This window comes from Paenibacillus sp. LjRoot153 (assembly GCF_964253085.1).
GTDB lineage: Bacteria > Bacillota > Bacilli > Paenibacillales > NBRC-103111 > Paenibacillus_E.
Window position 1 is genome coordinate 3949092 of the sequence record NZ_CAXUQH020000001.1, and the last position, 24854, is coordinate 3973945.

Below are 24854 nucleotides of genomic sequence, written 5' to 3' on the forward strand. Positions count from 1 at the left end.
TTGAGACGATGAAGAAAAGCTTAGTAATCGCTATGGCTGCGATGTTAACTTCAGGGATACTGCCTACGGCAATACCAACCGTACTGGCAGATTCGCTGGCTGCAACGACTTCGAGTGACATCCACATTAACCCAATCCCTGGTCTGTCTGCGGATTTCATTAAGGGCGCTGATGTGTCCATGTTGAAGCAAATTGAAGTCAGCGGGGGCAAATTTTATGATGAGGGTATTGAGAAAGAGGCTCTCCAAATACTAAAGGACCATGGGGTGAATTGGGTCAGACTACGCGTTTGGAATAATCCAGTTGATGCGAATGGAGTTGGGCTTGGCGGTGGAAATAACGATAAGGCGAGAACGATTGAAATTGCCAAAAGAGCCCATGAGCTCGGGCTTAAGGTGCTGCTCGATTTCCATTATAGCGATTTCTGGGCAGATCCTTCTAAACAAACGAAGCCTGCGGCTTGGGAAGGGCTTAACTCTGTTCAGCTTCAACAAGCGTTGTACACGTACACCGCGGATGTGATTCAAGGCTTAACAGATGAAGGCGTAATGCCGGAAATGGTACAGATCGGGAATGAGACGAATACTGGCATGGTGTGGCCAGAAGGACAGACTACAGGAAGCGGCGGCTATGAGGGATGGGCGAATTTGATCAAACAAGGTGTCCAGGCTGTCCGTGACCATGATCCGAACAATGCGAATGCGCTACGGACAAAAATTATGATTCATCTTGCCGACGGTGGGAACAACGATCTGTTTCGCCGGAATTTTGATCAATTGACCTCGCGTCAGGTGGATTATGATGTGATTGGCTTTTCGTACTATCCCTATTGGCATGGGCCGCTGGAGGACCTCCAAGCCAATATGGTTGACATTTCCAAGCGATATGGCAAAGAGGTGCTCGTAGCTGAGAATGCCTATGCGTACACGTTGAATGATGGCGACAATTTTTCGAACAATTTCGGGCCTAGTCAAGAACAATTAGGCGGCTATAAAGCCACCGTTCAAGGTCAAGCACAAGAGGTACATGATGTGATGAACGCTGTAGCACAAGTTCCCAATCAGAAGGGGCTTGGGGTGTTTTACTGGGAACCAGATTGGATTCCGGTGAAAGGTGCGGAGTGGAGCTCGAAGGCTGGGGAGGGTAACGGTTGGGAAAATCAAGCGATGTTTGATTTTAACGGTCATGCCCTGCCATCGTTAGATGTCTTTAATCGTGTTTCGGCTAGCCCGAGCGGCGAGCTCTTTGTTGCGGAGGCAACAGCGATACACCCGGAACAAATAAAAGTAACGGTTGGCAGTACTCCGGTGCTTCCAAGCAAAGTGCAGGTTGAATTTACGGATGATTCCGTTCGTGATTTACCCGTGACTTGGGATGTCTTTGAAGAGGATGCTTTGCAGCATCCAGGTACGATTCAGCTTCAGGGCACTGTGACGGGTGTTCCGTTAAGAGCCACTGGCACAATTACTGTTCAGGGCTCTACCAACTTGGTGAGCAATCCTGGATTTGAAAGTGGTAACAACGCGAATTGGACGATCACAGGGGGGAGTAACGCAATTAAAGTGGTATCAGATAGTGCAAATGCGCATGATGGCAGTACCTATGCACTCCATTACTCCTTACCGCAGGATATGCCATTTTCGGCTACGCAAACGATTACTGGATTAGCTAACGGGAAATACACCCTGAAAGCTTGGTCTCACGGCGGCGGAGGAGAAAGCAGCATGCAGTTGTTTGCCAAGGACTACGGCGGTGCCGAAATGTCTGAGAGCATTGTGAATACAGGCTGGTTGGCATGGAAGCATCCGATTCTGATGAATATTGAGGTTTCTAATAATACAGCAGATCATGGTAAAGAGCCGAATGGTACAGCGACTATTGGGATAAAGGCCGAAGGTAAATCGGGTAACTGGGGTAATTTGGATGATTTCGAGTTCTATACAGATCGCACAGCTGAAACGCTGTCAGCGCCAAGTCGAGTTACGAAGGGATCGACCTTTAGCGTGAACGTTGGAAACGGAGGATTAGTTGATACGATTTTTGCAGAGGATCTCGTCATCCACTATGATTCGGATGCGTTTGAGTTTGTATCGGCACAAAGCGCTTCACAAGCGGTGCAGCTGCTAACCACGGATGCGCATACACCTGGTGTTGTAAGGCTCATTCTTGGACATTTGGGCGGAAAGTCATTGAATTCGAATTCTGTTGCGCTTACGTTGCGTGCGAAGGGTGAAACCAATGCGTCAGAAGGAATCGTTGAGGTAGCTTCTGCGGGATGGGGAACGGCACCAGCAGGTGGAATTATTACGCCAGCTTCGTTAGGTTCGGTGAAAGTTAAGTTGGTTACGGAAGACATTGAACAGGCTCCATCTGAACCAACGAATATGCCAAGTACAGGAGCAGCTCCACCAAATCCTGGACCTGCATTCGAACTTAGTTTAGAAGGTGCTGCCAGCCTAAAACAAACGCCTGCTTTGAATGACAGCCATACGGCCGTTGCATCCGTCTCACTTGAGGTGTGGAAGCAAATGGTTGAGTTAGCGAAAACGGGTGCTAACGGAAATAAGAAGTTATCGGTAATTTTGCCGAAGGTTGATGGCGCTAACTCCTATGAGCAACTACTGCCTAGAGCTGCTTTACAAGGATCTGCAGAGAATCAGCTAGTGGAGGTCATCACCCCACAAGGAACGGTATCTTTGCCAAGTAACATGCTTAGCTCAACGAGTGGTAAGGAGTCGGATCCCATAAGTTTGACAATTGGTTCCGTAGATCCATCTCAAATGCCTGATGTATTGAAAGCGAAAATCGGCACCAAGCCAGTTATTGATTTGAAATTGAGAGCAGGAGATGAAGTGCTCCATTGGAACAATCCGGCTGCCCCAGTGACGGTTATGATTCCTTATGAACCAACAGGGGAAGAACTGAAAAACCCTGATCATATCGTCATTTGGTATGTCGATGGGAACGGTCAAGCGGTAGCTGTACCCAATGCGAAGTACGATGCTGCAACACATAGCGTTATATTTACCACGACACATTTCAGCACGTATGCTGTGGCTTACGTAAATCGTACGTTCGGCGATATGGCTGGCTTCGCTTGGGCACAGAAAGCAGTGGAAGCACTAGCTTCCAAAGGTGTTACTACAGGTACATCATCGGATACATTTAGTCCGGAGCAAGAAGTATCTCGTGCGGATTATATCGTGATGTTGGTGAAAGCCTTAGGACTCACGGCGAATGCAGGTGATAGTTTTCAAGATGTGACGACTGCTGATTATTATTCTGAAGCGGTAGGTATTGCCAAAGCACTCGGTATTATCGAGGGCAGTGATGCGCAGCATTTTAACCCTAAAGCACCTATAACGAGAGAAGATCTGATGGTTATTACGGCAAGAGCGCTTCAGCAAGCGCATCGATTGGATATGAGTAATGAGACTAGCACCTTGGATACGTTCTCGGACAACATGGACGTGTCGAGCTATGCGAAGGCAGCTATTGCAACGTTGCTCAAAACCGGACTCGTTCAAGGCAATGGACAGGGAATTGTTCCTAAAGCATACACAACTCGAGCAGAAGCGGCAGTTATTCTTTATCGGTTGTTTCATTATTAACTTAAAGTAGGAGGAGGTTTTCTATGATGAATATGAAACAAGTAGTTCAATCGGGCGTGCTAGCGGCTGCGTTATTGATCGGGTGTCTACCTTTTGTTGGACCCGCTCAGGCAGTAGCCATAGTTCCAACTACTCCCGTGAATCTAGCTTTGGACGGAGATTTCGAAGGCACGGATTCATCACCATGGTTAATTGAAGGTGAACAAGCTTCGGCTGTCGGTATCAAAAGTCAAGATAATCATACGACTGGAGGGACGCATTCTGCTGCCTACTGGTCAGCTTCGGCCTTTCATTTCAAGGTATCACAACGAATCGTAGGCTTGGAAGATGGGAGATATCTGCTGTCTGCTTATACACAGGGCGGCGGTGGGGAAGTGTCTTCCCGAATTTTCGCAACGGTTGACGGTGATAACCCCATTCAAACCGACTTTATTAATACGGGCTATGCAGCTTGGAAAAATCCGCAGCTTACCCATATCAACGTCGTGGTAACGAACGGTAGCTGTACGATTGGTTTTGAAGTGGATGGGAAGGCTGACAATTGGGGATCCGTTGACGATATTACATTCACGCGTATCGGTGACGTAGAAACGGCTCCTGTTTCCATGACCGTTCAACCGGTGCTAGCCACCTCGTGGTTACATGCTGCGCCGGAGCTACCATCGGTGGTAAGAGCAGTTTATAACGATGATCATTCGTATTTGCAAGTACCTGTTCAATGGGAGACGAATCCTACAACGAATTATGATCATCTTGGCATGTATCAACTAACTGGCGCGATTCAGGGTTCGGATTCAACCGTTCTCGCTACGATTACAGTCAGGATGAAGCCGGCCGATCTTAACGCAGACGGGCTCGTGAATGTCGCAGACTTGGCTTTGGCTTACTACGATATGCAGGCAACTGCGGGGTCAGTAGATTGGGAAAGGGCGAAAAAGGCTGATCTTAATAATGATGGCAAAGTCGATCTCGCCGATGTCCTGTTCATCGCTGAACAAATGATTCAACCCGCTACTTGAAAAATGACAGGCAATCGATAAATTAAAGGGTATAAAAAGGGACAAGAAGCTGATAGAATGGGGTCATATTTCTTCATAAAATGAATCCATGAGGTGATCCGTTTGTCTTCAACATTTCCACCTATTAGCCCGAAATTGCCGGTTTTCATGCACGGCGCTGATTATAATCCTGATCAATGGCAGCACGATCCGCAAGTCTTAGAAGAAGACATCCGCATGATGAAGCTGGCTAAATGCAATGTGATGGCCATCGGCATCTTCGCATGGTCCGCACTTGAACCTGTCGAAGGCACGTATACCTTCGAGTGGTTAGATCGCGTGCTCGACACTTTCGCCGCAAACGGGATCTATGCTTGGCTTGCGACGCCGAGTGGCGCAAGGCCCGCTTGGATGGCCGAGCAATACTCGGAGGTACTGCGGGTTGGTGCGAACCGCGTGCGCAATTTATTCGGCGCGCGTCATAATCATTGCTTCACATCCCCTGTGTACAGGGAGAAGGTAACAATGATGAACAGTCGGCTGGCAGAGCGCTACGCGCAGCATCCGGCTGTAGTTGGGTGGCATATTTCCAATGAATATGGCGGGGAATGTCACTGCTCGTATTGTCAGGAAGCTTTCCGCGGCTGGTTGCAAAAGAAATACGGCACGCTGGATGCATTAAATATGGCGTGGTGGACGTCATTTTGGAGTCATACGTATACGAGCTGGACTCAAATTGAATCCCCAGCACCACATGGTGAAAACTTAGTTCATGGCATGAACTTGGACTGGAAACGTTTTGTGACAGATCAAACGGTTGATTTCTGCCGACATGAAATCGCCCCATTGAAAGCTGCGAACGCGCAATTGCCTGTTACAACGAATCTGATGGATGCGTTCGAAGGTCTTAACTACTGGAAATTCTCCGATGTGCTTGATGTTATTTCATGGGATGCGTATCCAACGTGGCACGAAGCACTAGATCAACGCAACTTGGCAGCTTGGTTCGCTCTCAATCATGATCTATTCCGTTCGTTGAAGGGTGGACAACCATTTCTATTAATGGAAAGCACACCGAGCTTAACGAATTGGCAGGCTGTATCTAAGTTGAAGAAGCCAGGTATGCACTTGCTATCCTCCTTACAAGCCGTTGCGCATGGCTCCGATTCCGTTCAATACTTCCAATGGCGAAAGAGTCGCGGTGCTAGTGAAAAGCTGCATGGTGCCGTTATTGATCATGTTGGACATGAGCATACACGTGTATTTCGTGATGTAGCTGAGCTTGGCGGTGCATTAGAGAAGCTTTCAGATGTGATAGGTACGACGGTTCCAGCGGAGACAGCTGTTATTTTCGATTGGGAAAATCGCTGGGCTGTGAAGAATTCACAAGGTCCTCGTAATATGGGAATCAAATATGAACAAACAGTTCTCAGTCACTACCGTGCTTTCTGGGATAGCGGTGTTCCCGTCGATGTCATCGATATGGATGTTGATTTCAGTAAGTACAAGCTAATCGTGGCGCCGATGCTGTATTTAGTTCGACCAGGTGTCGGGGAGCGCATCGAGCAATTTGTTGCTAGTGGCGGAACGTTCGTTACGACCTATTGGTCGGGTATCGTTGATGAGAATGATCTGTGCTTCCAGGGTGGCTTCCCAGGACCTCTTCGCAAAACGCTAGGAATATGGTCCGAGGAGATCGATGCCCTCTATGATCATGAGAAGAATCGTTTGATCTTATCGGAGGGGAATGCACTCGATTTAGCAGGTGAGTACGAGTCGTGTGAACTGTGTGAGTTAATTCATACGGAGGGCGCGGAGACACTTGCCGTCTACGGGGATGATTTCTATGCAGGTCGTCCTGCATTGACGGTGAACTCATTTGGCCAAGGTAAAGCCTATTATATCGCTACGCGAACAGATACGGAGTTTTTGAAACCATTTTATAAGCAAGTTGTTGAGCAGGCAGGGGTCAAAGCCGTGTTGCAAACGGGGTTACCTTCTGAAGTAACAGCACAAGTTCGGACGGATGGCGAGTATGCGTATGTTTTCCTGATGAATTTTGGCCAGAAGGTGCAGACGGTCGAGTTAGATGGGGACACGTATTGGGACATGCTTTTGCAAGAAACAATGGAAACAGCGAGCGTGCGGCTTGAACCTTATGGCGTAAGAATATTGCGAAGAACGAAGTAATCGAGTTTAAATGGTGAGTGCGAGAGAAGTAATGAAAATGCTGGATTGGGGAAACCTGATTCGGCTTTTTTGATTGGATATTAAATGACATAATAAATGTTATGTAAACAAATTGAACATTTGTAGGAATTGTATCAAATATTGTTTCGCCGAACTTGTGAAGTAGCCGTTGTCCGGCGATACAAAATGAGTGCTTTCATTGATTGACTTTGACAGTTATTCCTCGACATACATCATTTTAACTGTCATACCGCCATCAATTGTCAGGTTCTGACCAGTAATGAATCCTGCCTTCTCACTAGCTAAATAAAGACAAGCCATGGCAACATCTTCTGTTTTGCCTACTCTGCCTACCGGGTGCTGGCTTTTATCTGCATTCGTGTGGGAATAGCTGCCATCGTCGCGTACTTCAATCCAACCTGGAGATATCGCGTTTACGCGAATTCCATAACCGCCTAAACTAACGGCCATTGCATGGGTCAACGCAGAGACACCTCCTTTTGAGGCCGAATATGCTTCGGTATTAGGCTCCGACATTACAGCCCTGGTCGAAGAGATATTAATGATGGCACCGCCGCGCTCTTGCGCTTTCATGATGCGGGCTGCTGCCTGCGAGCAGAGAAATGTACCTCCCAGGTTTACGGAAATGACCCGCTGAAATTGCTCAGCACTAAGTTCTAATACATCGGTATTATGCATAATCCCTGCATTATTCACCAAGACATCGATACTGCCCAAAACGGAAGACGTACGTTCCATCCATAGCTCGACCTCATCTTTCCTGGACACGTCGACCTGCATGAAGATTGCATCGTCTGTAAAGGGACGCAGGAGCTCAATTGTCTCCAGTCCTTTGTCATGATGAATATCCGCTATGGAAATGCCATAACCTTCTTGAGCAAAAGCAAGAGCAATAGCTCGTCCTATGCCATGACCTCCGCCCGTAATGACTGCGATTTTTCGCATATGAATCACCTCTATCCCTATTTTTCAACAGTTTAACACAACTGAGGTTTCAGAACATAGGATGGCAGGCATGGCCGACGCTTGCGAACATATATGATTAAATCCAAAGGGCACTGCTGCGAGCAGTGCTTCTCTTCTTATTTGCTCGAATAAGGCAACCAATATCCGCACATAATATTCAATGAAATTTATGGAAAGGGGGGAACAATGTGGAGCCTACCATGCCTGTGGATGTGAGCGAGAGCATTAAAATCAATCATGACACGATGCATGACATTTTTTATAATTGTGCCGATGTGGTATTTAGACCGCTAAAACTAGCTGACCACTCGAACATTCTCCTTGTCTATATTGAAGAATTAACGGATTCTAATAAATTGGAACAGATTATTTCGACCTGTATGTTAAGTCATGATATAGACCGTCTGACATCGTATAAAATTGTAATTAACTTTTCGGAAATCGTTGCAAAAGTCCTTAAAGGAAGTACTGCCATCTTTGTAGATGGTAAGCCTTTTGCTTATTTAGCAGATCTAACTGCTTTCAAACAACGCGCGATCAATGAACCTTCAAATGAGGCATCTATACGCGGCCCGCGTGAGGGATTCACCGAAGATCTGAAAACAAATTTAAGCATGATTCGCAGAAAAATAAGTAATTCGAAACTTAAGTTCGAAAATCATCAAGCAGGAGAGTTGACTAATACTTCGTTTGTCGTTGCGTACGTCGAAGATAAAGTTAAACCAGAATTGCTACAAGAAGTTAGGTTAAGACTTCAAGCTTTCCACACAAATCAATTACTGGATTCAGGTTACATTGAAGAATTTATTGAAGATAAATCCTTATCCCTTTTCCCTCAAATCCAAAATACAGAGCGTCCAGATACCGTCTCAGCAAGTCTACTGGCAGGAAGAGTGGCCATTATCGTTGACGGCTCCCCCAATGCACTAATTTTGCCAATGACATTCTGGGCTGGTTTTCAAGCAGCAGAAGACCACTATGAACGCTTCTTATACGTCTCAGCAGTCAGACTTTTACGGTTCCTACTCGCCATTATGTCTTGCCTGCTTCCTTCCATTTATGTCGCGCTCACGACGTTCCATCCCCAGATGATCCCACTTTCGCTGATGCTTAGTATTTCAGCATCTAGAGAAGGAATTCCGTTTCCAACGGTCATTGAAACTTTATTAATGGAGCTTATGTTCGAAGGTTTAAGGGAAGCTGGTCTTCGTTTGCCTAAAGCCATCGGTTCAGCTGTGAGCATCGTAGGTGCACTTGTCATTGGGGAAGCAGCCGTCCAAGCTGGATTTATCTCTGCACCCATCGTGATGATTGTTGCTGGTACAGGGATTGCATCGTTCGCTTTTCCAAGCTATAGTTTGGCATTACCATTTCGAATTCTGCGGTTTCCGCTTTTGATTTCAGGCGGTGTCTTTGGTCTGTATGGTGTTGCGATTGGTATTATATTCATTATGATTCATCTCGTGACACTTAAGTCATTCGGTATGCCTTATTTAAAACCGGTAGCTCCAATTGGTTCAAATTTCTGGAAGGATACGCTAATACGTATGAATAAACGATATGTATCAGCACAAGGAAAACAGTGAAGAAAATCGGTTGTTTAATCTTTCTTTTGGTACAGACACTGATGCTCTCTGGATGCTGGGACAGAAATGAAATTAACGATTACGCATTCTGGATTGGAACTGCTTTAGATTTATCGGACAACGGCAAGCTTCAAAAAAGCGCTCAAATCGCGGTTCCTGCGGATTTCAAGAGTATCAGGGGCGGTGGGGGAAACAATCAAAGGGCAAACATTGTATTAACGGCGACCGGATCGACAATTGGAGATTTGACGCAACAAATTCAAGACAAACTGCCCCGAAAAGTGTTCCTTGGACATCGTAGATCCATTTTTATCGGAGAAAAGCTGGCACGAAAAGGCCTAATCGATGTTATGGATCAATTTACACGAAATACGGATACTCGTTTGCGGACGGATATTTTCGTTGTGAATAACGGAGAAGGAAAAGAAGTATTGCATATTAACAGTCCTTTCAATCAATTTTCTTCGATCGTGGCTGTTGATCAAGACCGATATTGTCGCTTAGGAGACACGGCCTTACGAGATGTCTTAATCGATGTAGGGCGGGATGGTATTCGTCCATCCATGCCGATGGTCGAGATTTCACCGATGAATCCGCAAGAGAAAGGCAAAATATTTGATGTCAGATCTGTTGCCATCTTTAATAAACATTTGCAGATGGTCGGGGAAGTGAGTGGGAGGGAATCTCTAGAATTATTTTGGGTCAAAGGTGTATTGAAAAACCAATTCGTGACCGAAGAGATCGAGGAAGGAAGCATATCTTTATATGAATCCAATTTAAAACAAACGATCCGAACTAGATTTGATGGTAATAAGCTGAAAGCCTATGTAAAACTAGTGGGAACCGGAAGGGTACTTGATAACAATACGGACATTGATCTTTCTGTATCCACAGAACGCAATCATATAGAAAATAAGCTAAACACAATTAAAGCAAAGAGAGTAGAAGAAACAATTAAGAAGTTGCAGACTCAGTTTGGGCAGGACGTGTTCGGAATCGGCGAAGAATTTCACAGAGAACATCCATATCAATGGAAAGAACTTCGGAATAGATGGGATGACATCTTTCCGACGGTTGAAGTGGCGGTCGAAGTTAAGTTGAATATTCAGAGTACGGGAGATATCCGTAAGCGAATCGTTAGAAAAGGAGATAAAGGAGAAAAAGAATGAAAATTTCAACTTGGCAGTTGTTTTGGATGTTCACAACGTTAGAGATCTCGATGTCGATATGGCTAACCATTTCCCCAACGATTGAAATCGCTAAACAAGACGCGTGGATCTCACTTGCGGTGGCGGGTTTTATTGGTCTGGCTGTAACGACGATTTTAGTCCGAGTCAGTCAACGACATTCTACACAAACGCTAGTTGAGTTTACTCAAAAGCTTTTTGGGAAGTGGGGTGGAAAGCTAATTAGTGTGCTGTATATTTTGGTATGGTATTCCGTATGTGCCGATATATTACGCATATTTTCATTATTTATTAAGCAGATTCTATTCCACGATACGCCAGTATGGTGTATCTCAGCTCTGATGATGGCGGCAATGGTTTACATAACCATCGCTGGCAGTGTCGAAGCGATTGCACGTTTCAGTGAATTGGCTGGACCATTGATTCTTGCTGGCATTCTGATTACATTTGCATTAAATATACCCAATTTGCACACAGCGCTACTTCTGCCGATATATGCGGATTCTGGTGTCATACCCATATTAAAGGGGGCTTTGGTGAATGCATCTTTCCTTGGGGAATCCATGATGATTATGATGTTAACGCCTTTTATTGCTAAGCCGGAAAAGCTGCTTAAGCCGATTCTATTGTCAATTTGCGTACCATCCTTGCTAGCAATTGTTGCGACAATGATGGTTATTTCAACATTCGGGACCAATATCGGATCGAGCATGTATTTTCCGTATTTTGCTATGGTTCGATTTATTAATTATCTAGATTTTATTCAAAATATGGATGTCTGGATTGTGTTCATCTGGATTTTCAGTGTATTAGTAAAGTTGTCCATTTACTTGTTCATCAACAGTTATGGAACAGCACAAGTGTTTGGTATCAAGAAATGGCGGGGGATGATCGGATTTACGGCACCCGTCATTTTCGTTATCTCATTAATACCAGCAAATCTCTTTGGGATATTGGATTATGCAAACCTTGTCTGGACTACATTTATTTTCCCGATTTTCATCGTCGGTTTTCCTGTTTTCTTTCTACTCGTTAGTCTTATTAGAGGCCGACAAATGCAAGAGGTGTAATTAATATACATAACATTATTTATGTAAACAAATGCGGGATTTAAAGGAATTTGTAACTTTTTATGGAATATATATACATAAATTATAAAATGAAATCCGTACGTCTGATTTCTCACCTGAAGCGCTAAGCAGGATCGAATGGGCGATTATATTCACCTTACGATTTGATGAAATAAACCAAAAAAGCTGAAGTAGGAGAACCCTAAATCAGCTTTTTCTTTCATTTAGATAAAAGAAGGTATTAACGCAATGTCTTCAAAGCCCCGCTCCAAGCGATGACTTGATCAAACATCGTGTTCGCAGCGGTTTCCTGACGCGGATTGGGCTTGAGCGTGGTGAAGTTTTCAAAATCTGTGAAGAGGGATAACGTCACTTGAGCACGTACACTAGCTACATGTAATTCACTCAAGATAAGCCTGAGATTCTCTGCCGCACGCGCTCCACCAGTACCTCCACCATAACTGACGATCCCAGCGGCTTTGTCTTTCCATTCATTGAACAGGAAGTCGAGCGCATTCTTCAGAACTGCAGGTACGGCATGATTATACTCCGGTGTCACGAAAATGTAACCATCGTAAGCCTGGATTGCATTCGACCAAGCAATTGTATGTTCTTTCGTATATTTCATCATCATAGGTGGATGAGGTTCATCATAAAGTGGCAAATTAAAATCTGCCAGATCGACGATCTCGAATAACGCATCCGTCCGTTTACTTGCTACTTCGTGTACCCACTGTGCGACGACCTCACCTCTGCGTCCTGGGCGAGTACTGCCGAGAATAATACCAATTTTTAACATCGTTATGGCCTCCAATAGATTAAGTATTTACGAGTAGCATAACGGGAGAAGGGAACCTTGAGCAATTGAAAATATGGTTATAACCAATGTTTCCGAAATGGAAATGATTAGAAATATAATATGTTTACATAATATTAGTTAAGTTAAAACAATTCGTGTGAGTGACATTTCCGCGTCATAAAAACAGTTATTTTTTGAAATTTGTATGAACATAGAAGCGGATGTATATGATTTATCTTACAAGCTCCTATATAATTAAGTAGGAGATAATTTGACTAGACCAAAGAAGAAGGGTTGTTGGTTTTCTTATGAATACATCCATATATTTCGTGATATTCTCCGTTATTTTATTATTTGGCTTATTGTCGACATTTATCATCGGTTTTTCTCGTAAAAATCGTGAAGGGGATCAGTCCTATTTTCAGAAAACAGGAACGAAGTGGGTAAGGCTTACTTCTTTTTATGTCATCTCCATTGCAGCAGGCATATTAGCATTGCTAGCCTTTATTCGATACTCGAGTGAATAGACTGAGATAAAGAAAAAATCTCCATGGTTGGAGATTTTTTTATTTTGACGCGGAATAGGAGGTAGGTATGCTTCAAGCCAGCATAGTTGGAAATGTGTTTATTTTGATAAAATGAATCTGCAACGAACCGAAAAATGCTTTCCCTTGATTGTAATGCAGCTCACATTTGTACCCATACTCACAAGCAATGGCTTGTAATGATTTGAATCCTGGGAGTGCTCTGACCATAGAAGTGATTTGCTTCGTGATATGGTTGGGTAGTTTCATAACCATCGAGGACGCATGAATACCATCAACAACGGAGATAAAACTAGGGAACTCGGATTTCTTGAGATGTGAAAGGTTAATATGATCCTCAGCAATTTGTAAGATTTCTTTGTTCAACCGATTGAGGTTTAAGGTCATATTTTTATAAAAGTAGATGCCAAAACCGATTTTATTCGTCAAAGGGTTTAACCGCTTCTTCCATTTCAATACGTTTGCTTCCCAATAAGACTCCAGTTGATCGCTAATCGTATGCCACTTCAGTCGTGATGTGAGAAAATTTTTCATTCGTATACTCCTTAAATATTTAAATTCTAACTATTAATTAAGACGCTGGAACATGGAGTTTCGTTCATTTACGTTAACCTACGCTTGGAGAATCTGGACAAAACCTTCAGCGGCAACGGATAATTTCATATCTCGACGAACAGCTAACCCTATACTGCGCGGTGGAAGTGGTTCCTCCAATTTGAGCTCAAAAAGAGTGCCTGATTGAAGCTCATCCTGTACAAATGACCGACTTATGAAGGCAACCCCATAGCCTAACCTCGCGAACTCCGCTAAGAGATCAATATTCCCTAATTCAATATCTGGATTCACCACGAATCCTTGCACAGTAAACCATTTTTCTATAGCCACTCTAGTACTACTCCCAGGCGATAAGAAGATAAGAGGCAGCTCCGCGAGCTCCTTCGTAGAGATGGAACGGTTCGTCCATTCTCGGAAATCTTCCCCAACCACGAAACAATCCTCTAACACCGCTAAAGTTTGAATCGTCAACTCGGAATCTTCGATTGGCAGATGAACAATAGCACAGTCAATATTACCTTCTTTTAACCGCTTCGTGATCTCAGCCGTTTTCCCATGAGAAAGTCGAATCCGGATTCCTGGGTATTTCAAATGATACGCATTCAACTGAGGAAGCAGAAGGTGCTTAATCAGTGAATCACTGGCCCCGATGCGAATCTCACCTTGATGCAATTGTTTTAGATTAAGAAGATGCTTCTGCCCAGAATCCAGCATAGCAAAGGATTGTTCCACATAGTCAAAGAGCGTTCGCCCTTCTTCTGTGAGCTCAACACCTTTCGATAATCGATGAAACAATTTTAGCCCAACTGCTTCTTCTATCTGCTTAATGGCATAACTCACGGATGGTTGCGTGATATGAAGTTCTTGCGCAGCTTTCGTTAAATTCCGGCATTTGGCCGTATGTAGAAAAATACGATACCATTCTAAGTTTATCATTTGATATAGATCACCTCTATGGCAAGTTGCTTATATTCCGATTTCATTTATTTCATAACACTTATTATAATTGGCATATAGCAAAAAGACAAAAAAGGTGGCGAAACGAATATGGCGATGCATCAACCTGATTGGGAAGCTCGTTCCCCGTGGTCGTCGAATAAGGGTATTAGGGAAGTGCGAATTAGTCCTCCTAAATCGATCGTAGCAGGAACCATCCGAGTGCCTGGAAGTAAAAGTCTGACGAACCGAGCGTTACTGATTGCCGCGCTAGCTGAGGGAAGATCACAGTTAAGTGGCATTTTAAAAAGCGATGATTCGTTCTGGTGTATAGAAGCTCTAACCAAACTAGGCGTGTCTGTCGTTATTGAGGGAGATACCGCTTATGTGGACGGCTGCGGAGGAGATTGGCCACATGCATCTGGAGAGCTATACATGGGGGCAGCAGGAACGGTTGCACGTTTCTTGCCGGCAGCTTTGGCGATCGGAAGTGGGAAATGGACAATAAAAGGGAGCAAACGATTAAGTGAGCGGCCACTTGCCCCTTTACTTTCGGCGCTTTCAACACTAGGAGCTGCGTTTAATTATTTCGATGCGGAACATCGATTGCCTTACGAACTTGATGCTTCTGGCCTAAAAGGCGGAAGGGTGAAGCTGCCTGGATCAACATCCAGCCAGTTTATTAGTGGAGTATTATTAGCGGCACCCTATGCACAAGCCCCACTAACCATTCAGATCGAGGGTGAAATTGTGCAACGGGATTATGTACAAATGACCATCGAAACGATGAGTGCTTTTGGTATCACACCGCAAGTATCCGAGGATGGGCAATTGATCTCAGTTCCTCAAGGTAAGTATCACGGGAGGACTTTTCAACTTGAACCGGATGTGTCTACCTGTTGTTATTTCTGGGCCTTGGCTGCATTAACATCAGGTTGTGTGCGGATCGAAGGCATTAACGCAATGAGCACGAGACAGCCTGATATCGAAATTTTAAATGTATTGGAGCGTATGGGCTGCACCGTTCGACGCGGCGAGAACTTTGTTGAAGTGCAGGGTACTAAACACCTCAAGGGTGGCTTCACGCTAAATATGAAGAAATGGTCAGATCAAACCTTAACGATAGCTGCACTGGCTCCTTTTGCGGATGGACCCATTACGCTGACCGATGCGGCTCATATTCGACATCATGAATGCGATCGAATCGCTGCAATGTGTAGTGAACTCGGCAAGCTTGGCATTCTAGTTGAGGAACATCAGGATGGTTTAACGATTTATCCTGGGCAACCGCTGCCTGCTTTGGTAGATTCGCATGACGATCATCGCATGGCTATGGCATTATCTTTGATCGGCCTAAGGGTCGAGAACATCCGTATTACCGATCCAGGCTGTGTATCTAAGACGTGTCCAGGCTATTTTGAACAATTATCTGCATTAGGCGTTGAAATTACTTACTAAATTGGAGGCACACAATCATATGGCAGGAAATACATTCGGTGACATTTTCAAAATTACAACTTTCGGAGAATCACATGGGGCCGCGGTAGGCGTTATTGTGGATGGTGTAACGCCAGGCATCGAGATCGATGAAGCGTACATTCAGAAACAGATGGATAGAAGAAAGCCTGGACAATCCTCAGTGACCTCACCACGCAAAGAGTATGATATCATTCATATCTTATCAGGTGTTTTCGAAAGGAAGACGACAGGTACGCCATTATTTGTCAGTCTCTATAATCAAGATATGAAGCCAGAGGCTTACAATGATATTCAGAACTCTTTTCGACCAGGCCATGCCGATTTCACGTATCTGCAGAAATACGGAATCCGTGATCATCGGGGGAGTGGGCGAGCTTCGGGTAGAGAAACAGCGGGCAGAGTAGCAGGAGGGGCAGTCGCTCGTAAGCTGCTTGAACATAGAGGTGTACAAGTGTTGGCCTATACCCTTGAAATCGGAGGAATTCGATGTCAGATCTTTGAAGAGGATACTATTGAACGCAATGCGGTTCGTGCCTGTGATCCGTTTGCCGGTGCTAAAATGATTGAAAAAATTGAGCAATTAGCTGCGATTGGCGATAGTTGTGGAGGTATTGTAGAATGCCGTATTCGTGGGGTTATGCCAGGGCTTGGAGAGCCCGTTTTCGATAAATTGGATGCGGAATTGGCGAAAGCGATGCTCTCTATCGGAGCTGTTAAGGGGATCGAGTTTGGTGCGGGGTTCTCAGCTGCTTCAATGCTGGGCAGTGAGCATAATGATGAAATGAACAGTGATGGATTTCTCAGTAACCATTCTGGTGGAATTCTAGGCGGAATTAGTACGGGACAAGAAATTATATTCCGAATTAGTGTTAAGCCGACTTCATCGATTTCTGTTCCACAGAAAACGTTAAACGTGAAGGGTGAGGAACAAGAAATTCGAACAATAGGCCGTCATGATCCGTGTATTTGTCCGAGAATCGTTCCTGTGGTAGAAGCGATGGCGTGCTTAGTATTGGAAGATTTGTATAAACGGCAAGCTGCTAATCATGGATAAACAAGAGATAAAAGCAGAACCATTCGAGAATGGTTCTGCTTTTTTAATTTACTTCTTTAACCCCTCAGCAGCTTTAACCGCTTGATTAGCGATTTCTGTTGCCTCTGCAAGGGTAAGGACATCTTGCGGATGGAAAGTACCGTCTGCTTTTAGCTCGACAATATCAAATGCAAGCGCGGTTTGGATGGCACCAACATTCGATAAGTCGATCTTGTCATTATCTTTAATATCGACTGGATTTAATTTAATCATTGGTAATTTCTCACTGGTTTGCAACGTGTGAACGAGAAGATAGGTGAACGATTCACGTGTCACTTTGGCATCTGGATCTATCTTAATTTTGATATCCGTACCCAATTTGCCAAGTGCATCCGTGATAAGCTGAACACCTTGCGTTGCTGAGATAGGGTCATAGCTTGTGACTGGCGTTTGATGAGTTTTCAGATAATCTAGGGCATTATAAACTTCCTCGGCAGCCTCAGCACGCGTAATTTCATCTTTTGGATTGAAATTACCCTCGCTATTCAGTTTAATAATTCCGTATTTCAGTCCACGTTGGATCGATCCAGAATATTCGATAGTTATTTGATTAGCATCTTTAATATCAACGACAACCGGGTTAATCAAGGGGAGGTTCTTACTAACTTCGATAGCTTGAACGAGCTGATGTGTGAACTCTTCACGTGTTAATTTTTTATTAGGGTTTAGATCTTTGGGAAGATTAACATTATTGACTGCCGCAATGATAAGCGCCTGTGCGTACCAAGCTTCATTTGTGGCATTCGCAAAATAATCCGTTGCCTTCGGCTCTTTCACGAATTTTACCAAATCTAAATTAAGTCCAAGCGCATTCACCAGTAGTTGAACGGATTGTACCGCTGTAATTTTTTCTTGTGGAGCAAATAACGTAGATGTAATTCCACCGACAATACCGCTTTGTTGTAAGGAAATAATTTTATCTTTTGATGCAATGTTATCTAGGTCAGTGAAGGTACTAGAAGCTGCAAAACTTTGGCCAACTAAAGTAAGTGATAGCAAAGCAGTAGCTGCTGTAAGCGTGATGGTTTTGATTGTTTTTTTCATACTAATTCACCTCATATCGTTTTTTGTGTTTCAGAAAGATAAACGACAGTGTTTATGAAAAGGTTGCGTCTACCGATAAATTAGTTACTATCATTTAAAATGTTGGTTAATTTGTGTTAGTGATCACATAATGAAAATAAATACTGGACTATTCGTTCCAGAAACTTTATACTGTTGGCAATGGGGAAGGGTGGGATTAACATGGGACGTTCTAAAGAGTTTGACAAGGAGCGCGTACTTCATAAGGCAATGTTAGTTTTTTGGGAAAAAGGATACGAAGCGACAAGCATACCCGAACTATTGGAAGCAATGGGATTAAGCAGATCAAGTTTGTACGAAACATTTGTGGACAAACAGACGCTTTATGTTGAGGCCATACAACATTACAAAAAAATTAGGCAAAGTAAACGAAATCTCTTGAAAAATGCAACTTCTGTGAAAGTTGGAATCCGGCAATATTTTGATCATCATATATCTTCCGCGTTTGATGATGACGATTTGCCTAAAGGATGCTTGATTACAAACGCAACATTGGGGTTAGATTCGCCTGATGAACAACTTCATCAATTGATACGGGATGGTTTTGAAGGATTGGAACAGTCTTTTTTTGAACTTCTAAGTAAGGGACAGCAGACGGGAGAAATCGACCCCAAGAAAGACATACAGGTTTTTGCACACCTATTGCTTAACCTTAATCATAGTATTAATGTAGTATCCAAGGTGAAACGCGATAAAAAAATGATTAATAACATGATGAACACAGTAATTGAAATGTTATAAACTTTTTATACTATTTCCGGAACGAACGTTCCAATAATAACTTTCTCGACAAGTAAAGGAGCGCTTACTATGAGTTCAATCGAAAATCAAAGAATTGAAAAACCTATTTCGGCGTGGATCATACTCATTTTGGCTGCCGCTTGCGGAGTAATCGCCGCTAATCTCTATTATGCGCAGCCTTTAGTTGGACCGATTAGTTCAGCGCTTGGATTATCTTCTGGCGCAGCTGGCCTGATCGTCACACTGACTCAAATTGGTTACGGAATCGGATTGTTATTTATCGTACCTTTGGGAGATATATTTGAAAACCGAAAGCTTGTTGTTACGTCTTTGCTCTTCACAGCAATAGTTTTGACGATTGCTGCAGTTGTTAAAACTGCTTCCCTGTTTCTCACCGCTTCACTGTTTATCGGACTGGGATCAGTCGCAGCTCAGGTACTAGTACCTTACGCAGCTCATCTTTCGCCAGATGCCACACGTGGCCGCAATGTGGGTAATGTCATGAGCGGTTTGTTATTGGGTATCATGCTAGCACGTCCCATTTCAAGTATTGTGGCAGAGTTTATGGGGTGGCGCGCCGTTTTTGTCTTATCCGGTGTAACGATCTTTATCCTGGCTCTTGTATTAGCTAAGGTGCTTCCTGCAAGGCAGCCGTTGACAACCTTACAATATCCAAGACTTCTGGCTTCTATGTTTCATTTACTTAGAACGACCCCAATCTTGCGGCGTAGAGCGATCTATCATGCCTGTGTGTTCGGGACTTTTAGTTTGTTCTGGACAACTGTTCCTTTGTTATTGACCAGTTCGACTTTTCATTTTTCCCAAAAAGAAGTTGCACTGTTTGCATTGGTTGGGGTATCCGGAGCGGCAGCTGCGCCTATGGCAGGCCGTCTTGCTGATAGAGGCATGATTCGTCCTGCCACAGGATTCGCCCTGGCTTTAGTTATTGTTTCTGTATGTTTGCCCCTTATGACCCAAAACGGTTCGACATTCGCATTGGTATCTCTTGTAGTTGCTGCCATTCTTTTAGACATGGGAGTTTCGGCAAATTTGGTCCTTGGGCAACGTGCTATTTTCTCATTAGGAGCAGAGTTTCGTAGTCGGCTTAATGGATTATTTATGGCAATCTTTTTTGCTGGCGGTGCTATAGGCTCAGCGACAGGAGGATGGGCATACGCCATGGGCGGCTGGAAAGCAACATTGTTAATCGGAATAGCTTTACCGACAATTGCGATGATTTATTATGCAACAGAAAAAAAGCAATCGAACTAAAACCAGTTAACATCCTTGTCAACATTTGTCATTATTGATCCTAATTTTCGTGGAAAAGGACTTGGTAAATACTAGAAGAGGATTCGAGCATCCAGCGCGGCGCTTTATGACCGTTTATCTGATGCGGGCGAATTCCCTTCTTGACAGATGGAGCAGAAAATGGAATTATTTATTTATCAATAAATAAAATGTGAAAGGGGTCTACATTTGACAGCCCGCGAAGACAAGAAAGAACTGATCATTGATAAGGCCGTAGGGATATTCGCGGAACTTGGTTATTATAAAGCGACAACAGCTTCTGTAGCTAAGGCGGCAGGCGTAACGCAGCCATATGTGTTTCATTTCTTCACGAACAAAGAGGAATTGTATAAAGCGGTACTGGATCGGGCGATGAGTCGTATCAAAGAAGCTTTCGAGAAAGTGGACGCACCTGCTTCCGAGTTGGAAGAAAAGATGGGTAAAGCTTTCCTTGCAGAGATGCAGGTGCATCGGGATGAGGTTCTTCTGGTTATGCAGTCCCACAGCATCTCAGAGCCCGCCATTCGAAATCATGTCAGGGAGTTGTTCAAATCGGTTCATGGAGCTATACGATCAAAGTTCTTGAAGGCGAATATACCAAATGTAGAGTGGGCGACAAGCCGATTTATGGCTACCGGGTATCTCATTACCGTTTCGGAAGTGTTGGATCTTGCCCAGTATCTTTGCTTGGAATCAGAATCTTAAGAATCGAACCATTTGGTTTGTTAAAAGGCGGCAGGGATGCTGCCTTTCAATTAGCCTTGTTATTTATTTATTAATAAATAAATAACACATTTGATGCCTTTTCAGCGAATGCCAAATTAGAAAGGATGGATGACTCATGGAAGAAACAAAACGTGGATCTATCAAGGAACGAAACGCAGGCCTTTTTGCTGGTGAGCGTCTGCTGGTTATGTTAGGAGTGTTCGGCTTTGTGTTGGCAGCTATTCTTGCCGTGTACATCGGAATGCATGGTTCCGCCAGAGGTGTCGAAGGGAATTTGGAAAGCGCATTTTCATTCGATATTGCGTTCGGGATTTTCATTTTCTCTATTGCTGCGTTCCTGCCATTAGCCGGGTTTACTCCGCGCAAAAGAAAGGTTGTCCGATGGTTGTTTTTTGTCGAATCACTTTTCGCTTACTTAGTAGAAACGATTCAACATTTTCGCGGGATTAACCCTCGTTTCACTCGCATAGGTTCGCTGTACGATACGATATTCGGGGCATTATTCGGTCTGGATTCTCTCATGATTATCGCTGCCACGGTTATCGTCGCCATTCCTTTTTTTCGCAACCGTAATGCCCATAATCGCCCATTGCTTGTGTTGAGTATACGCTATGCCTTCTTATCGACAATGCTGGCCTTTGCCGGGGGGGGCTGGATGATTGCCCTACAGAACCGATATTCTGGCGGAGCAGGCAATATAATTGTCTTTCACGGACTCGGCTTTCATGCGCTGCAAACATTGCCGCTGTTGGGTTGGATATATGATCAGCTACCCCGCTCAGAAAAATACTCACGAAAATGGATGCACGTAGCCGGCATTGCTTGGTCGGTATCGATTCTGCTGATTATTGTTCAAACGATGCTCGGTCGCAGCGTACTTGAATGGACTTTGCTGCCGATTCTGGCAGGGATAGCGCTGCTTGGTTGGCTTGGTATAGTTGTGACTGTTGTGCTTGGAATGCTACGGTCAGACCAAGGTTTATCGTTATTTCATTTCCGGAAAGAAAAGAGGCTGGAATCATGATAGAGATGTTGTATTCCTTTACCGGCATTGCAATGCTTGCTTGGCTGCTACTCATACTGCTGCCTTCATGGAAAGTTACCCGAATGTTTGCAAAGGCAGCTGTTTTCCCAATTTACCTGATGCTTCTTTATTCCATTGGTATTATCTCCGTAATCATTGCTCAAGGCTTTGGCTTCGTAAGCGACTTCAACTCAGCTGAAGGCGTGATCCAATTATTATCTAATCCGAGCTTTGCACTGCTGGCATGGATTCATATCCTTTGCTTCGATCAGGCCGTGGGACACTTCGTCTATCAAGACAATATGACACAACGCTACGTTCCTATGCCAGTGCAATCCATCTTATTGTTCGTGATATTGATGTTTGGACCCTTTGGTTTCTTGTGTTATTTGTTGGCAAGGACGGTAAGTAAACGGAGACGAACAGCGGCGTATGAGCGCTGACGCTTGAATCTAATCGTTTATTTTCATCGAACATCTATAAATGGGGCAGTTAGTTCCAAAATGTGGTATTATCCTTTAATAGTGTTGAGCGTTCTCAAACGATATACAGCAGGGAGGGAAGAATGTGAGCAAAATTGAACTATTTCAAAAGCTGCACGAATCAGACGAACTGTTAGTGCTTGGAAACGCATGGGATTTACCCTCTGCACGCGTTCTCGAAAAGGCGGGCTTTAAAGCGATCGGTACAACGAGTTGGGGGATAGCCAACAGCCTGGGGTTTGCGGACAGGGAAGCGATTGATTTCGAAATGCAGCTTACCGTAATTAAACGAATTGTTGATCATGTGCAGATTCCCGTTACAGCTGACATAGAGTCGGGTTATGGACATAACCATGATACGATTATCAGTAACGTATTGTAGGTTGCAAATCTAGGGGCAGCCGGAATCAACATCGAAGATTCGATGAAAGGTGCAATGGGGCTAAAGCAACTCTCCGATCAATGTCATCTTCTCACAAAAATAAGAGGTGCTTTAGACAATTACGGATTCAGAGACTTTTATATCAACGCTAGGATCGATGCCTATCTTCAAAATCTAGATCCACTCAACGAAACGCAGACTCGGTCTAAAAATTATGTGGAGAGCGGTGCCTCGGGGATCTTCGTACCTGGGCTAAAGCATGAAGAAGAAATCAAAACTATTGCATCCTGTACATCTGTACCACTAAATGTAATGTCACTTCCTGGCCTTGCTAATTATGAAAAGCTGCAGAAATTAGGAGTCAAGCGACTGAGTTTAGGGGGCGCATTATACCGTAAAATGGCTACTTTGCTGGAACAATGTGCATTAGAGGCATTTTCTAAGAGGTCAGCCGTCTGATTTCGGTTGCCCTATGTATAATGCCGGATTATCCATTCCACGAGTTTACCTCCTGCATAAACCCCCATTACACCCATAACAGCAGAAAATACTGGTGGTGCTGGCAACGGAAGGCGAAACAACTTGAAGATAACACCAACTATCGCTCCTGCCAGAAAGGCGAGAAAAACTTCTTTCATTTATTTCTCCTTCTTTTTTTGTTTATTATAGGATTTGTTAATATTTCCTGTAGTATTCGTACTCAAAAAAACACGACTACCGAAAGGGTTGCAGCGTGGTAGCCCTTATTAGCTCAATGAATGGGCAGAATTACTCAGTAAACAATAAAACTTTTTACGAATCAATGGCGGGTAAAGGGATTCGGTACTTATTTAAAAAGAACCAGAAAGTCGATTAAGCAAACGGTGAACGTTTTTTCAATAGGAAATCAGGACGAGGCTGCCAGAATGAATCGGCAGCCTCGTTGAAGTATCGGGCAGATTAGTTTGGTATTTACAATATATTCCTATCCCTCAATTATGCATATATATTCATTATAATGTATTAATATTCAATATAACAATGTGTCTATTGGAAAGAAGGTTATTGAATGAACTTACCCTCTATTATCCAAAACGAAATGAACAAACAATTAAAAAGAATAGAAACATGTTTAAATGTACTATCTGAAGAACAGATTTGGAATAGATTTGGAATAGATTTAAACCAATTATGAATAGCATCGGTAACTTATGTCTTCATTTGGCAGGAAATGAATATCAGCATTTTGTGAGTGGAATTGGTGGTATGCCATTCATTCGCACAAGAACGAATGAATTTACAAAAAACAATGGAATATCGCGAATTGAATTGGTAAAACAGCTCAATGATGTTAGGAGAAAATCATCTAATGTTCTTGAACAAATTGCGGAAACGAATCTTGAAAAAGTTATCAGCATTTATTATTCAAGCGAAGATTGGAACAGCATGGTGGTGCGTCCCAGCTTTGAAGCAGAATCTTATTTTTCTAAATCAATCAATACAATTCTGATTCAAGTTTGTGAACATTATAGTTACCATACAGGGCAAATTGTTACTCTTTCTAAGTTATTAAATGATAATCAGAACAATATAACTGGTACATTTCATTGAACGTATTTCAGGATAAGAACACACGATTAGATTGCTACGCTAACGGATAACGATAGCTCAACACAACATGACGGCAGCCAGCCACCGTTGTCCGAATAATAACGGACAGTTTTACATAATAAAAATAAGCATAACGTTTCACATTGAATATTTACCACATATTGTATAATTTACTTGTGGTTATAAAACAAATTCACCAAACGTCCTAACCGGAGGGGAAATCAATGGAACGTAAAATTAATTTGTTGATTGGTTTCGTTGTTGGATTGGTATTTATGCTTTTGCCTACGCCAGTTCTTTTCATTTTAGGGCGATTTTCTTATGAACTTACTGGTGGTGGTTCATTAGAGAATATTATTCAAACTATTGTTAAGACGATTGGACTCGTAGTTGTTATTACCATTGGTATGAAACTAATACTAGAGGCATTTAGGGAATTAAAAGGTAAGTGATCTTTTAACTAACGAAGAACAATAGTTCAATATCAAAAGGGCTGCCGC

22 protein-coding genes and 1 pseudogene are annotated in these 24854 nt (G+C 43.5%); 17 read left to right on the forward strand and 6 right to left on the reverse strand.

Annotation, left to right across the window (positions count from 1 at the left end; translation table 11 throughout):
- Positions 1 to 8: 8 nt before the first annotated feature.
- The 3 genes from ACSQ8P_RS16800 (at position 9) to ACSQ8P_RS16810 (ending at position 6799) form a co-directional block, all read left to right on the forward strand.
- On the forward strand, positions 9 to 3611 hold the full coding sequence (locus ACSQ8P_RS16800) for a glycosyl hydrolase 53 family protein (RefSeq protein WP_436236194.1): 3603 nt from the start codon (positions 9 to 11) through the stop codon (positions 3609 to 3611).
- 23 nt (positions 3612 to 3634) lie between these two features.
- Entirely contained in the window at positions 3635 to 4630 is a 996-nt protein-coding gene (locus ACSQ8P_RS16805; RefSeq protein WP_436236195.1) for an Ig-like domain-containing protein, read from the forward strand.
- A 147-nt stretch (positions 4631 to 4777) separates the two neighbouring features.
- Positions 4778 to 6799 (forward strand): beta-galactosidase, encoded by a 2022-nt coding sequence (locus ACSQ8P_RS16810; RefSeq protein WP_436239540.1) that lies wholly within the window; start codon positions 4778 to 4780, stop codon positions 6797 to 6799.
- 216 nt (positions 6800 to 7015) lie between these two features.
- Here the strand turns inward: ACSQ8P_RS16810 and ACSQ8P_RS16815 are convergent, their stop codons facing one another.
- A complete protein-coding gene (locus tag ACSQ8P_RS16815) occupies positions 7016 to 7765 on the reverse strand; it encodes an SDR family NAD(P)-dependent oxidoreductase (RefSeq protein WP_436236196.1) in 750 nt (249 codons plus the stop codon).
- 209 nt (positions 7766 to 7974) lie between these two features.
- Between ACSQ8P_RS16815 and ACSQ8P_RS16820 the strand changes: the two genes are divergently transcribed.
- The 3 genes from ACSQ8P_RS16820 to ACSQ8P_RS16830 are packed head-to-tail and all read left to right on the forward strand — an operon-like array spanning position 7975 to position 11629.
- The gene (locus tag ACSQ8P_RS16820) at positions 7975 to 9372 is read left to right on the forward strand and encodes a spore germination protein (RefSeq protein ID WP_436236197.1); all 1398 of its coding nucleotides are present in this window, start codon (positions 7975 to 7977) and stop codon (positions 9370 to 9372) included.
- A 26-nt stretch (positions 9373 to 9398) separates the two neighbouring features.
- Positions 9399 to 10541, forward strand: a complete 1143-nt coding sequence (locus tag ACSQ8P_RS16825) for a Ger(x)C family spore germination protein (protein ID WP_436236198.1) — start codon at positions 9399 to 9401, stop codon at positions 10539 to 10541.
- On the forward strand, positions 10538 to 11629 hold the full coding sequence (locus tag ACSQ8P_RS16830) for a GerAB/ArcD/ProY family transporter (RefSeq protein ID WP_436236199.1): 1092 nt from the start codon (positions 10538 to 10540) through the stop codon (positions 11627 to 11629). The genes ACSQ8P_RS16825 and ACSQ8P_RS16830 overlap by 4 nt, the downstream gene beginning before the upstream one ends.
- Positions 11630 to 11870: 241 nt before the next feature.
- Here ACSQ8P_RS16830 and ACSQ8P_RS16835 read toward each other — a convergent pair whose 3' ends face one another.
- Positions 11871 to 12428 (reverse strand): NADPH-dependent FMN reductase, encoded by a 558-nt coding sequence (locus ACSQ8P_RS16835; RefSeq protein ID WP_436236200.1) that lies wholly within the window; start codon positions 12426 to 12428, stop codon positions 11871 to 11873.
- Between the two features lie 308 nt (positions 12429 to 12736).
- Here ACSQ8P_RS16835 and ACSQ8P_RS16840 point away from each other — a divergent pair, with 308 nt between their 5' ends.
- Positions 12737 to 12955 carry a hypothetical protein gene (locus tag ACSQ8P_RS16840; protein ID WP_436236201.1) on the forward strand — a complete coding sequence of 73 codons (219 nt, stop codon included), beginning with the start codon at positions 12737 to 12739 and terminating at the stop codon, positions 12953 to 12955.
- A 72-nt stretch (positions 12956 to 13027) separates the two neighbouring features.
- On the opposite strand, the gene ACSQ8P_RS16845 is transcribed toward ACSQ8P_RS16840, so the two are convergent.
- Entirely contained in the window at positions 13028 to 13507 is a 480-nt protein-coding gene (locus ACSQ8P_RS16845) for a hypothetical protein (RefSeq protein WP_436236202.1), read from the reverse strand.
- 78 nt (positions 13508 to 13585) lie between these two features.
- The gene (locus tag ACSQ8P_RS16850; RefSeq protein WP_436236203.1) at positions 13586 to 14464 is read right to left on the reverse strand and encodes a LysR family transcriptional regulator; all 879 of its coding nucleotides are present in this window, start codon (positions 14462 to 14464) and stop codon (positions 13586 to 13588) included.
- Between the two features lie 111 nt (positions 14465 to 14575).
- Here ACSQ8P_RS16850 and aroA point away from each other — a divergent pair, with 111 nt between their 5' ends.
- Both aroA and aroC read left to right on the forward strand, forming a co-directional pair.
- On the forward strand, positions 14576 to 15922 hold the full coding sequence (gene aroA, locus ACSQ8P_RS16855) for a 3-phosphoshikimate 1-carboxyvinyltransferase (RefSeq protein WP_436236204.1): 1347 nt from the start codon (positions 14576 to 14578) through the stop codon (positions 15920 to 15922).
- A gap of 19 nt (positions 15923 to 15941) precedes the next feature.
- On the forward strand, positions 15942 to 16997 hold the full coding sequence (aroC, locus tag ACSQ8P_RS16860; protein ID WP_436236205.1) for a chorismate synthase: 1056 nt from the start codon (positions 15942 to 15944) through the stop codon (positions 16995 to 16997).
- A gap of 48 nt (positions 16998 to 17045) precedes the next feature.
- On the opposite strand, the gene ACSQ8P_RS16865 is transcribed toward aroC, so the two are convergent.
- Complete coding sequence (locus ACSQ8P_RS16865) at positions 17046 to 18080, reverse strand: S-layer homology domain-containing protein (protein ID WP_436236206.1); 1035 nt, start codon at positions 18078 to 18080, stop codon at positions 17046 to 17048.
- Positions 18081 to 18281: 201 nt separating this feature from the next.
- Here ACSQ8P_RS16865 and ACSQ8P_RS16870 point away from each other — a divergent pair, with 201 nt between their 5' ends.
- From ACSQ8P_RS16870 to ACSQ8P_RS16895, 6 genes and pseudogenes are all read left to right on the forward strand, one after another.
- The gene (locus ACSQ8P_RS16870) at positions 18282 to 18860 is read left to right on the forward strand and encodes a TetR/AcrR family transcriptional regulator (protein WP_436236207.1); all 579 of its coding nucleotides are present in this window, start codon (positions 18282 to 18284) and stop codon (positions 18858 to 18860) included.
- Positions 18861 to 18929: 69 nt separating this feature from the next.
- On the forward strand, positions 18930 to 20132 hold the full coding sequence (locus tag ACSQ8P_RS16875) for an MFS transporter (protein WP_436236208.1): 1203 nt from the start codon (positions 18930 to 18932) through the stop codon (positions 20130 to 20132).
- A 207-nt stretch (positions 20133 to 20339) separates the two neighbouring features.
- Positions 20340 to 20855: a TetR/AcrR family transcriptional regulator gene (locus tag ACSQ8P_RS16880; RefSeq protein ID WP_436236209.1), complete on the forward strand. Its 516-nt coding sequence runs from the start codon at positions 20340 to 20342 to the stop codon at positions 20853 to 20855.
- A 136-nt stretch (positions 20856 to 20991) separates the two neighbouring features.
- Positions 20992 to 21900 carry a hypothetical protein gene (locus ACSQ8P_RS16885; protein ID WP_436236210.1) on the forward strand — a complete coding sequence of 303 codons (909 nt, stop codon included), beginning with the start codon at positions 20992 to 20994 and terminating at the stop codon, positions 21898 to 21900.
- Complete coding sequence (locus ACSQ8P_RS16890) at positions 21897 to 22343, forward strand: ABA4-like family protein (RefSeq protein WP_436236211.1); 447 nt, start codon at positions 21897 to 21899, stop codon at positions 22341 to 22343. The genes ACSQ8P_RS16885 and ACSQ8P_RS16890 overlap by 4 nt, the downstream gene beginning before the upstream one ends.
- 124 nt (positions 22344 to 22467) lie before the next feature.
- Positions 22468 to 23223: pseudogene (locus ACSQ8P_RS16895) on the forward strand (isocitrate lyase/PEP mutase family protein).
- Positions 23224 to 23234: 11 nt separating this feature from the next.
- Here the strand turns inward: ACSQ8P_RS16895 and ACSQ8P_RS16900 are convergent.
- On the reverse strand, positions 23235 to 23402 hold the full coding sequence (locus ACSQ8P_RS16900; RefSeq protein WP_436236212.1) for a XapX domain-containing protein: 168 nt from the start codon (positions 23400 to 23402) through the stop codon (positions 23235 to 23237).
- A 532-nt stretch (positions 23403 to 23934) separates the two neighbouring features.
- On the opposite strand from ACSQ8P_RS16900, the gene ACSQ8P_RS16905 reads away from it, so the two are divergent.
- Together ACSQ8P_RS16905 and ACSQ8P_RS16910 are read left to right on the forward strand one after the other, a co-directional pair.
- The gene (locus tag ACSQ8P_RS16905) at positions 23935 to 24354 is read left to right on the forward strand and encodes a DinB family protein (RefSeq protein ID WP_436236213.1); all 420 of its coding nucleotides are present in this window, start codon (positions 23935 to 23937) and stop codon (positions 24352 to 24354) included.
- A gap of 224 nt (positions 24355 to 24578) precedes the next feature.
- On the forward strand, positions 24579 to 24806 hold the full coding sequence (locus tag ACSQ8P_RS16910; RefSeq protein WP_436236214.1) for a hypothetical protein: 228 nt from the start codon (positions 24579 to 24581) through the stop codon (positions 24804 to 24806).
- Positions 24807 to 24854 lie beyond the last annotated feature (48 nt).

Bases quoted from the DNA above. Each gene is read 5' to 3' on its own strand.
- ACSQ8P_RS16875 (WP_436236208.1), top strand. From the start codon at position 18,930: ATGAGTTCAATCGAAAATCAAAGAATTGAAAAACCTATTTCGGCGTGG.
- ACSQ8P_RS16885 (WP_436236210.1), top strand. From the start codon at position 20,992: ATGGAAGAAACAAAACGTGGATCTATCAAGGAACGAAACGCAGGCCTT.
- ACSQ8P_RS16865 (WP_436236206.1), bottom strand. From the start codon at position 18,080: ATGAAAAAAACAATCAAAACCATCACGCTTACAGCAGCTACTGCTTTG.
- ACSQ8P_RS16890 (WP_436236211.1), top strand. From the start codon at position 21,897: ATGATAGAGATGTTGTATTCCTTTACCGGCATTGCAATGCTTGCTTGG.
- ACSQ8P_RS16800 (WP_436236194.1), top strand. From the start codon at position 9: ATGAAGAAAAGCTTAGTAATCGCTATGGCTGCGATGTTAACTTCAGGG.
- ACSQ8P_RS16850 (WP_436236203.1), bottom strand. From the start codon at position 14,464: ATGATAAACTTAGAATGGTATCGTATTTTTCTACATACGGCCAAATGC.
- ACSQ8P_RS16805 (WP_436236195.1), top strand. From the start codon at position 3,635: ATGATGAATATGAAACAAGTAGTTCAATCGGGCGTGCTAGCGGCTGCG.
- ACSQ8P_RS16815 (WP_436236196.1), bottom strand. From the start codon at position 7,765: ATGCGAAAAATCGCAGTCATTACGGGCGGAGGTCATGGCATAGGACGA.
- ACSQ8P_RS16840 (WP_436236201.1), top strand. From the start codon at position 12,737: ATGAATACATCCATATATTTCGTGATATTCTCCGTTATTTTATTATTT.
- ACSQ8P_RS16845 (WP_436236202.1), bottom strand. From the start codon at position 13,507: ATGAAAAATTTTCTCACATCACGACTGAAGTGGCATACGATTAGCGAT.
- ACSQ8P_RS16870 (WP_436236207.1), top strand. From the start codon at position 18,282: ATGGGACGTTCTAAAGAGTTTGACAAGGAGCGCGTACTTCATAAGGCA.
- ACSQ8P_RS16810 (WP_436239540.1), top strand. From the start codon at position 4,778: ATGCACGGCGCTGATTATAATCCTGATCAATGGCAGCACGATCCGCAA.
- ACSQ8P_RS16830 (WP_436236199.1), top strand. From the start codon at position 10,538: ATGAAAATTTCAACTTGGCAGTTGTTTTGGATGTTCACAACGTTAGAG.
- aroC (WP_436236205.1), top strand. From the start codon at position 15,942: ATGGCAGGAAATACATTCGGTGACATTTTCAAAATTACAACTTTCGGA.
- aroA (WP_436236204.1), top strand. From the start codon at position 14,576: ATGGCGATGCATCAACCTGATTGGGAAGCTCGTTCCCCGTGGTCGTCG.
- ACSQ8P_RS16835 (WP_436236200.1), bottom strand. From the start codon at position 12,428: ATGTTAAAAATTGGTATTATTCTCGGCAGTACTCGCCCAGGACGCAGA.
- ACSQ8P_RS16905 (WP_436236213.1), top strand. From the start codon at position 23,935: ATGAATAGCATCGGTAACTTATGTCTTCATTTGGCAGGAAATGAATAT.
- ACSQ8P_RS16910 (WP_436236214.1), top strand. From the start codon at position 24,579: ATGGAACGTAAAATTAATTTGTTGATTGGTTTCGTTGTTGGATTGGTA.
- ACSQ8P_RS16900 (WP_436236212.1), bottom strand. From the start codon at position 23,402: ATGAAAGAAGTTTTTCTCGCCTTTCTGGCAGGAGCGATAGTTGGTGTT.